Origin of the sequence: Intrasporangium sp. (assembly GCF_040414665.1) — a bacterium.
GTDB lineage: Bacteria > Actinomycetota > Actinomycetes > Actinomycetales > Dermatophilaceae > Intrasporangium.
Genome location: NZ_JBEDUL010000158.1, coordinates 19,489 through 28,644, shown reverse-complemented (window position 1 = coordinate 28,644; position 9,156 = coordinate 19,489). Strand labels below are relative to the sequence as shown.

General features: G+C 69.1%; 8 protein-coding genes. 7 read left to right on the top strand and 1 reads right to left on the bottom strand.

Annotated features, from left to right (window positions below; translation table 11 throughout):
• Positions 1-486: sigma-70 family RNA polymerase sigma factor (locus tag ABF401_RS17000; protein ID WP_353510765.1), on the top strand; the 486-nt coding region annotated here is incomplete at its 5' end.
• Positions 483-1,487 (top strand): hypothetical protein, encoded by a 1,005-nt coding sequence (locus ABF401_RS16995; protein WP_353510764.1) that lies wholly within the window; start codon positions 483-485, stop codon positions 1,485-1,487. The genes ABF401_RS17000 and ABF401_RS16995, both read left to right, overlap by 4 nt.
• 21 nt (positions 1,488-1,508) lie before the next feature.
• Here the strand turns inward: ABF401_RS16995 and ABF401_RS16990 are convergent, their stop codons facing one another.
• A complete protein-coding gene (locus tag ABF401_RS16990; protein ID WP_353510763.1) occupies positions 1,509-1,784 on the bottom strand; it encodes a DUF2277 domain-containing protein in 276 nt (91 codons plus the stop codon).
• 68 nt (positions 1,785-1,852) lie between these two features.
• Here ABF401_RS16990 and ABF401_RS16985 point away from each other — a divergent pair, with 68 nt between their 5' ends.
• From ABF401_RS16985 to dnaB, 5 genes are all read left to right on the top strand, one after another.
• The gene (locus tag ABF401_RS16985; RefSeq protein WP_353510762.1) at positions 1,853-3,283 is read left to right on the top strand and encodes a glycoside hydrolase family 3 protein; all 1,431 of its coding nucleotides are present in this window, start codon (positions 1,853-1,855) and stop codon (positions 3,281-3,283) included.
• Positions 3,284-3,340: 57 nt separating this feature from the next.
• The gene (locus tag ABF401_RS16980) at positions 3,341-4,138 is read left to right on the top strand and encodes a glucosamine-6-phosphate deaminase (RefSeq protein ID WP_353510761.1); all 798 of its coding nucleotides are present in this window, start codon (positions 3,341-3,343) and stop codon (positions 4,136-4,138) included.
• Between the two features lie 69 nt (positions 4,139-4,207).
• The gene (locus tag ABF401_RS16975; RefSeq protein ID WP_353510760.1) at positions 4,208-5,026 is read left to right on the top strand and encodes a MerR family transcriptional regulator; all 819 of its coding nucleotides are present in this window, start codon (positions 4,208-4,210) and stop codon (positions 5,024-5,026) included.
• Positions 5,027-5,054: 28 nt separating this feature from the next.
• Entirely contained in the window at positions 5,055-5,408 is a 354-nt protein-coding gene (locus ABF401_RS16970) for a VOC family protein (protein ID WP_353510759.1), read from the top strand.
• A gap of 461 nt (positions 5,409-5,869) precedes the next feature.
• Entirely contained in the window at positions 5,870-8,809 is a 2,940-nt protein-coding gene (gene dnaB / locus ABF401_RS16965; protein WP_353510758.1) for a replicative DNA helicase, read from the top strand.
• Positions 8,810-9,156 lie beyond the last annotated feature (347 nt).

Below are 9,156 nucleotides of genomic sequence, written 5' to 3'. Positions count from 1 at the left end.
GTCGTCGTCCATGACCTGTTCGTGGAGCACGGCCGGCAGCTGGTTCGGCTCGCGGTGCTGCTCGTGGGCGATCGTAATCTCGCGGAGGAGGCGGTGCAGGAGGCGTTCGTCGCGGTCTACCGCAACTGGGACGGTGTGCGGGACAAGGCGTCACTGGCCGGCTATGTGCGGGCGGCGGTCGTCAACCAGTGCCGGTCCGCGCAGCGGGGCCTGGTGCGGGCGCGTCGGCTGCGTGACCGGATGGGCGCCTTACGTGACACGACGCCGCGGGTCGACGGCGACGCCGCGACCGACGAGGCGTTGCGCATCGCGGAGCTCGTGCGGGGCCTGCCGCAGCGCCAGCGTGAGGTCGTCGTGTGCCGCTACTACCTCGACCTGACGGAGGCCCAGACGGCGGCGCTGCTCGAGCTCGAGATCGGCACCGTCAAACGGCATGCGCACCGGGCGATTCAACGGCTCCACCAGAACCTGGAGGTGAACCGATGACCGCCCTGAAGGAGACCGAGGCCCGGGTGGCGTGGGCCCTGAAGCACGTCGCCGCGGGCGTGGAGGTCTCCGATGCCGACCAGCGTCGAGTCGAGGACCAGTATCGGGAGCTCCTCGCCTCGGGCAGACGCGGCCTGTGGCGCGGCCGTCGTCCGCTGACCCTGGCGGTGGCGGCAGCCTGCATGGTGGTGGCCGTCGCCCTCGCTGCGGTCCTCCTGATCGGGCGCCCGGCTCCGCGGCCCGTCCCGGTCAAGCCGGTTCCCCCGACTCTGACGTCGGCCTACCTCGTCGGAGTGTGGCAGCCCATGGAGTACCCCAAACCGAAGGTGTTGGTCATCGCTGCCGACGGACGCTTCGAGGAGCTCACGGACCCAAGTGACCTCTTCCGACCCGAACCGCGGGATGACTACTCGTTCTCGCTTCAGGGCAGCACTCTGGTGGCCACCGGCGCGCTGGGAAACGTTCGATGCACGGGCTCATGGAGGACAACCGTCATCGACCATGACCGGTTCCAGACCCAGTGGACGGGCAAGGGCACTCCCTGCCTGGACGACTGGCACCCGTCTCCGTGGTGGGTGGACTCTGAGATGTTGCGACTGGTTCCTCCACCTGCCGCCCCGCCGATCTCGAAGTTTCTCGGAAGCACGACGACCCTTGACCAGGTCCGCTGGCTGTCCTCCATTCGGGGAACGTGGTTGCTCACCGGCACCGACCGCCTGCTCGCCGTCGTCGACGACATTCAGGGATCGGCTACCCGGGCCCACTACATCGTCGTCGAGCGGCCGCAAGAGACGACGGCCACCGGCCGGCGCCTCGTCGCGGAGCGCGGTGTGGTCACCATCGAGCCGGGTGGAGTCCTTGTGTTCGAGCCAGAGGGTGGAACCTGCCCGCGCCGGTATGCGGCCAGGGCCGAATTCAGCACGCTCGAGGCCCGCCTCGCTGCAGGGAGCTGCGGTCGACTGGGTGGTGGGATCCTCGCCTCGTGGATCAGGCTGAACTGAGTTGCTGCTGACTGCCGAGGGTCAGGCGGGGGTGCCGAAGCGAACCTCGTTCCGGGCCCTCGCCTTGGCCCGTTCGACCTCGCGGTCCTTGGGTGGGGCGCTCGTCGTGAGGTGGTCGAGCAAGTGCTGGGTCGCGTGAGCGATCGCGTCGACGGCCTCGTCGAAGGCGGCCTGGTTGGCCTGGCTCGGCTTGGTGGCGCCGCTCACCTTGCGGACGTACTGGAGCGCTGCGGCCCGCACCTCGTCACTGGTTGCAGGGGGCTCGAAGTTGTGGAGCTGTCGGATGTTCCGGCACATGCCTCGAGGGTAACCCGGCAGGCGAGGGGGCTTCGGATGGAAGATGGCGTCATGGAGGAGAAGTCCTGATGCGCCGGCGCACCTTCGGCCTGTCGAACGACCGTGCAGCGCGAAGACGCCTCGTCCTCGGCACGCTCATGCCGGGCTTCGAGGGCACCACCGTCCCGGCGTGGGTCACCGAGGCGCATGCCGCTGGGCTCGCATCCGTCTGCTTGCACGGACCGAACATGGCTGGGCCAGAGGCGCTCTCGTCCCTGTGCGCATCCCTTCGTGACGGTCGCCCTGATCTGCTCATCGCGCTCGATGAGGAGGGTGGCGACGTGACGCGGGTGCACTACCTCGAAGGGTCGCCGGAGCCGGGCAACGCCGTGCTCGGCCGTCTCGACGACACCCGGCTGACGCGGGACGCGGCGGCGCGGATGGGACGCGAGCTCACGGCATACGGCATCAACCTCGACTTCGCCCCGGTGGCGGATGTCAACTCGGCCGACGACAACCCGGTCATCGGCGCGCGGTCGTTCGGTATCTCGCCGCCGGCGGTGGCGCGGCACTCGGCGGCGTGGGTGGCGGGACTGCAGGAGGTGGGCGTCGCGGCTTGCGCCAAGCACTTCCCCGGCCACGGTGACACGCACGTGGACTCGCACCTCGGACTGCCCCACGTCAGCGTGCCGCGCGAGGTGTTGGAGGTGCGCGAGCTGGAGCCCTTCCGGGCCGCTGTCGCCGCCGGGGTCGCCTGCGTCATGACCTCGCACATCGTCGTCGAGGCGATCGACCCCGTGGTTCCGGCAACCTTCTCGGAGAAGGCGCTTCGCAGCCTCCTGCGCGGGGAGCTCGGGTTCGACGGCGTCATCGTGTCGGATGCGCTCGACATGGTCGGCGCGAGCGGCACGATCGGCGTCCCCGAAGCGGCGGTGCGCGCCCTGGCGGCCGGCTGCGACCTGCTGTGCCTCGGCTCCGAGACGACCGGTCCGGAGGTCGACGAGGTCGTCGAAGCGGTGCTGGTCGCGGTCGAGCAGGGCCGGCTCACGGAGGAGCGGCTGGTCGACGCGCGCGGGCGTGTGGCTCGGCTCGCTGCCGCCTACCCCGCGACCGGCCAACCCAGCCCCGTGACGTCCGAGCCTTTCGACCTGGGGGTCGAGCGGGCGTTCGAGATCTCTGAGGCTGCCCGGACCTGGCTCGCATCCCCGGCGCCGCCCTGCATCGTCCAGGTCGAGACGGGAAGCAACCCGGCCGTCGGCATCGTCCCATGGGGACCCGCCGCCATCGGCGCGGCGACGGACCCTGCTGCCGTGCCGACGGGGGCGAAGGTCGCCGTGATCGGTCGCGGCCTCGCTGCCGATCACCCGGCGTGGGAGGTCTGCGAACGACTCCGCGCTGGTGGCCATCCCACGATCGTGGTCGAGTGCGGCTGGCCACGGGGCGGCGCGGACCTCGTCACGTACGGCGGCTCGCCCGCCGTGGCTGCACCGCTCGTGCGGCTGCTCGGCGTGCCGGGGTGACGCTGGGCATCGACCTCGGTGACACGATGCCGGCGGCGGGATAGGACCATGGTCGGCATGGAGATCATCGTCCTTCCCACGGCCGAGGACGTGGCCGTCCGGGCCGCCGCCATCGTCAGGGAGCAGCTCGCCAGCGCGATCGCGGGTGACGCCACGGCCAGCGGGATCCTCGGACTGGCGACCGGCTCCTCACCGCTCGGCCTCTATCGCGAGCTCGCCAAGGCCCGGCGCTCCGGGCTGCTCGACCTGACCGGTGCGCATGGCTTCGCCCTCGACGAGTACGTCGGGCTGCCCGCTGGCCACCCGCAGTCGTACCGCGAGGTCCTGACCAGGGAGGTCTGCGACCCCCTCGGGCTCGATCCTGCCAACCTCCACGTCCCGGACGGGTCAGGCCGCACCCTCGACGAACTCGACGCTGCCGCAGCGACCTACGATGACTCGATCCAGGAGCTGGGCGGCATCGACGTCCAGATCCTCGGTATCGGGTCCAACGGCCACATCGGCTTCAACGAGCCGGGGTCGTCCCTGTCGTCCCGGACCCGGGTCAAACGCCTGTCGGACCGAACGCGTCTCGACAACGCCCGCTTCTTCGCCCGCCCGGAGGACGTGCCGACCCACTGCGTCACGCAAGGCCTGGGGACCATCCTCGAGGCCCGGGCCCTGGTCCTCGTGGCGAAGGGGCTCGGCAAGGCGGCGGCCGTCGCCGCGGCCGTCGAGGGGCCACTCAGTGCGTCCTGCCCGGCCTCGGTCCTCCAGTGGCACCCGCGAGCGTGGGTCGTCGTCGACGAGGCGGCGGCCACCGGCCTGCGCAACCGCGAGTACTACGCCGAAGCGGCAGCAGGCCTGGACGGCTGACCGAGCTCAGCGGCATACGGCCTCGACTGGTCTTGCCTCTCCCCCGGGGGGAGACTCCACGATGGGCGCGTGACCGAACCACTGATGTCCATCGGGACGTTCTCCCGGGCGTCGTCCATCTCGATCAAGGCGCTGCGTGCCTACCACGCGCAGGGGATCCTCGAGCCGGCCGTCGTCGACGAGGAGACCGGATTCCGCTCGTACCACGTGGGCCAGCTCGCTGATGCGGCTGTCGTGCGGCGGCTCCGGGACCTCGACGTCCCGCTCGCCGCGGTGCGTGACGTGCTCGCTGCCCGCGACCTCGAGGTCACGCGTCGGGTGCTGTCCGAGCACACGGCGAAGATGCGGTCGGAGCTCGAGCGGGCCGAGCGGATCGTTGCCGAGCTGTCCCGGACCGAGCCTGCGGACGAGACGCCCGCGCGGGTCGTGCGGCTGGCGCCGCAGACCGCCATCGGGGTGTCGGGGGTCGTCAGCGGGGACGGCTTCGCGACGTTCCTCGAGAGGTCGTATGCCGCTGTGCTCGCTCGCATCGAGGCGCTCGGACTGCGCGTGGCCGGCTCTCCCGGCGGTCTCTACCAGCCCGAGATCCTTGACGACACAGGGGAACCCGCGACGGCTTACGTGCCGGTGGAGCGGGCTCCCGCCAATGTTGGCGCCGGTCTGCTTCGACTCGAGCTGCCCGACGTGACCGCCGCGGTGCTGACCCATCGGGGGAGCTACGACTCCATCGATGAGCGGTACCAGGCGCTCGGTGCCTGGGTCGCGCACCATGGGCGTCCGACCGGAGCACCGGTGCGGGAGCTCTATGTCGTGGGGCCGCGCGAGGTCGAGGACCCCTCGGCCTACCGAACCGACATCTGCTGGCCGGTCGAGCTGGCCAACCCGTGAATCAACCACACAGAGAAGGGATCTCATGATGGCACTGACAATGGGTGCAATAGTGATGGACTCCGGCGACGCGCGGCGGCTGGGGGAGTTCTGGTCGGCCGCGTTGGACCGGCCGCTCGATGAGGGCGCGAGCGAGGAGTTCGCGTCGATCGGGTTGAAGGAGCCGGGTGGGCAGCCGTGGATGTTCGCCAAGGTGCCGGAACCCAAGGTGGCGAAGAACCGGGCCCACCCGGACTTCTCCGCCGAAGACCGTGAGGCGGAGGTCGAGCGGCTCGTCGGGTTGGGTGCCTCGGTCGTTGCGGACCACGACGAGTACGGGGTCCGCTGGACGGTGCTCCAGGACGTGGAGGGCAACGAGTTCTGCGTGGCCGGCCCGCACTGAGCCGCCCCCCTCTCAACCGCAACACGTCCGGCTCCTCGGAACGCACCCTGTTGCAGCACTGGTGCGTTCCTGGGAGCCGGGCGTGTTGCTGTGAAGGGCCTGTGGACGGCGCACAGGCACCTGCTCCTTTCTGTCCACAGGGCGTGGACGGACGTTTGTGCAGGTCGTTCGGTAGGAACGGCAGGGGGATCCACATCTGCAGCCACAGCTCTCCGCACACGTTGTCCACAGCTAGGGCCGGTGTGTCGTCCCCGCTCTTGCACATGTTGTCCACAGGCAGTTTGGCCTATTCGGCGGTTCGCGTTGTGAGCGGTTCCCGCTGGGCTCTACGGTGGTGCCCTGCTTCGCTGAACGGTCCCAACCGGGGGCGCGCCTGTCACCCCCTCCGTGACGCTCAGTGTGGCCGCGGCGCGCCACTCAGGCGGGATGTCAGTGGCGCATGGTGCAGTGGGGGTCAGGGGATGAACGTCGTCACGGAAGGGGAGCGCGTGTCGCTCGATGAGCTGAGCACGAGTGCGTTCGCCACGCTCTCGCGCGAGGGCGGGCCACCGGACGACCGGTTGCCTCCCCAGGATGTCGGCGCGGAGCAGTCGGTGCTCGGCGGCATGCTCCTGTCCAAGGACGCCATCGCCGACTGTGTCGAGCAGCTCAAGGGCACCGACTTCTATCGGCCCGCTCACGAGCTCATCTACGACGCCATCCTCGACCTCTACGGGCGCGGCGAGCCGGCTGACGCAATCACCGTCGCCGACGAGCTGACCAAGCGCGGCGACCTGACGCGGATCGGCGGGCAGGCCTACCTGCACCAGCTCATCGCCTCGGTGCCGACCGCGGCCAACGCCGGGTACTACGCGCAGATCGTGGCCGAGCGCGCGGTGCTGCGGCGCCTCGTCGAGGCGGGCACCCGCATCGTGCAGCTCGGTTATGCCCAAGGTGGCGGCGATGTCGAGGACATCGTCAACGCCGCTCAGGCCGAGGTCTACTCGGTCGCTGACAAGCGAGGCGGGGAGGACTACCACGCCATCGGGGACATCCTCGAGGCCACGGTGGACGAGATCGAGGTGGCATCCGGCCGGTCTGGTGAGATGACCGGTGTGCCTACAGGATTCACCGATCTGGACGCGCTGACCAACGGGCTGCACCCGGGCCAGATGATCGTCATCGCGGCCCGTCCCGCCATGGGGAAGGCCCTGGCACTCGACACGCCGCTGGCCACGCCCGGCGGCTGGACGACGATGCGCGACGTGGCGGTCGGCGACCTCGTGCTCGGTGCCGATGGCCGAGCGACTCGGGTCGTGGGAGCGACCGAGGTGATGGGGGACCGGCCCTGCTACGAGGTTGAGTTCTCCGACGGGTCGGTGCTCGTGGCGGACGAGCAGCACCAGTGGTCAGTTCGGCTCGACGGATCGGACACGCGTGTCCTGACGACGGCAGAGCTACTGACCGCCGAGGGGCTGGGCCATGTCATCACGGTCGAGCGGGTGCCGGGCTTCGGGGTGTCGGGAATCACCTTGGCACTGTGGAAGATCGATCGGGTGGAGCGGGTTGGGTCAGTGCCGGTCCGATGCATCGAGGTGGAGGCGCAGGACCACCTGTACCTCGCAGGCCGGGCCATGATCCCCACCCACAACTCGACGATCGGCCTGGACATCGTCCGGTCGGCCGCGATCAAGCACAAGATGGCGGCGGTCATCTTCTCACTCGAGATGAGCCGCACCGAGATCACCATGCGCCTGCTCTCGGCCGAGGCCGGCATCCAGCTCCAGCACATGCGCAAGGGCACCATGCGCGAGGAGGACTGGACGCGGCTCGCCTCGACGATGGGCAAGGTCTCGGATGCGCCTCTGTTCATTGACGACTCGCCCAACATGTCGCTCATGGAGATTCGGGCGAAGTGCCGGCGGCTCAAGCAGCGACACAACCTCAAGATCGTCGTCATCGACTACCTGCAGCTGATGTCGTCGGGCAAACGTGTCGAGTCTCGGCAGCAGGAGGTGTCGGAGTTCTCCCGGGCGCTCAAGCTGCTCGCGAAGGAGCTCGAGGTCCCGGTCATCGCCATCTCGCAGCTGAACCGTGGGCCGGAGCAGCGCACCGACAAGAAGCCGCAGATGAGCGACCTGCGTGAGTCCGGCTGCCTGACGGCGGACACTCGGGTGCTGCGTGCGGACACGGGCGCCGAGATGTCCATCGGTGACCTGGTCGACCACTTTGCCCGTGGGCCTGAGGACGAGGTGTCGGTGTGGGGGCTCGACGAGTCGCTGCGCTACGTGGCGCGGCCGATGACGAAGGTGTTCTCGACCGGCGTGCGACCCGTGTTCCGGCTGACCCTGGCCTCGGGGAAGACCGTGCGGGCGACGGAGAACCACCCCTTCCTCACCGTGTCGGGCTGGACACCTCTGGGGGAGCTCCGGAGCGGGGCTCAGGTTGCCGTGCCGCGGCATGTCCCTGCGCCGGAGGAGCACGAGCAGGTGCTCGACGACGGCGAGATCCGCCTTGGGGCGCTCATCATGTCGTCAAAGACGGGGGAGCGGCCAGGGGCGCGCGTCGAGGCGATGGGGTGCGGGATCGGGTTCGACGTCTACCCGATGTCAGAGCGGACGCTGCCGCCTGACGTGGCGTACTTCCCCAAGCGGCAGATCGGGCTGCTCATCGACAGCCTGTGGGCCATCGATGGGCAGGTGACGGTGGATGAGCAGGCGCGCGACGGTCGAATCGTGCTGCGGCACAAGTCGCGTCAACTGCTTGAGGACGTGTCGCGATTGCTGTTGCGCTTCGGCATCTCGACGGTGATCGCCTCGATCGACGAGTCGTGGGAGCTCGCGGTGGTCGGTGTTGACGATCAGCGCCGGTTCCTGCAGGAGGTTGCCATCCACAGTGAGCGGTCGGCAGCCGCCGAGGTCCTGCTGGCCATTGTGCGGGAGCGGTCAGGGGCAGGCGTGCCCGCCGCTGCTGGTCGTGACCGCGGGGAGGGGGCGCGTGAGTCACGGGTGACGATTGGCCCGGAGGACCTGGGCGATGGGTTCGTCGGTGACGACGGCTACGACCTGGAGCGCGTTTCGGAGCTGCTCGACAGCCTCGATCTCGACCTGGAGGCCGCCAACGACGTGCTCTGGGACGAGGTCGCCTCAGTGGAGGCGGACGGTGTCGAAGAGGTCTATGACGCAACGGTTCTCGGCACGCACAACTTCATCGCCAACGGTGTCGCGGTCCACAACTCCATCGAGCAGGACGCCGACATGGTGATCCTGCTGCACCGCGAGGCGGCCTACGAGAAGGACTCTCCTCGCGAGGGCGAAGCTGACTTGATCGTGGCCAAGCACAGAAACGGCCCAACCGACACGATCGTCGTTGCCTTCCAGGGGCACTTCAGCCGCTTCACCAACATGGCGACGAACTTCTGAACCGCACCGGTTCCGAGGACTCCGAATGGTTGTCGAGGTGCAGCCAGTCCTGTAGAGACGGCAGTTGATCCCAGCAATTAGCCGTTGTTATGTGTCTCGGGCATGTCTGCGTCGGAGCGTGACCTGACAAACGCCGACACCGGCCGTTTGATGTGGGGCTGGGTCTTGACGTGGGGTTACTGGCCCTGGATCGCTGCTTGTCAGGCAAGCCCGTCTCTGCCCTGTCCACGCCAGTGCAGATCCGGCGCGAGCAGACCGGGCATGGACCCTGGGCCAGCGGTCTGGTCACGTCGAGTGGGCCGTCCCGATGATCGGTAAGGGCCTGGGCCGCGCCAGCGTACCGACAA

What these genes read in the sequence shown, in the direction of transcription:
- ABF401_RS16995 (WP_353510764.1), top strand. Translation starts at nt 483, where the DNA reads ATGACCGCCCTGAAGGAGACCGAGGCCCGGGTGGCGTGGGCCCTGAAG.
- ABF401_RS16990 (WP_353510763.1), bottom strand. Translation starts at nt 1,784, where the DNA reads ATGTGCCGGAACATCCGACAGCTCCACAACTTCGAGCCCCCTGCAACC.
- ABF401_RS16985 (WP_353510762.1), top strand. Translation starts at nt 1,853, where the DNA reads ATGCGCCGGCGCACCTTCGGCCTGTCGAACGACCGTGCAGCGCGAAGA.
- ABF401_RS16980 (WP_353510761.1), top strand. Translation starts at nt 3,341, where the DNA reads ATGGAGATCATCGTCCTTCCCACGGCCGAGGACGTGGCCGTCCGGGCC.
- ABF401_RS16970 (WP_353510759.1), top strand. Translation starts at nt 5,055, where the DNA reads ATGGCACTGACAATGGGTGCAATAGTGATGGACTCCGGCGACGCGCGG.
- dnaB (WP_353510758.1), top strand. Translation starts at nt 5,870, where the DNA reads ATGAACGTCGTCACGGAAGGGGAGCGCGTGTCGCTCGATGAGCTGAGC.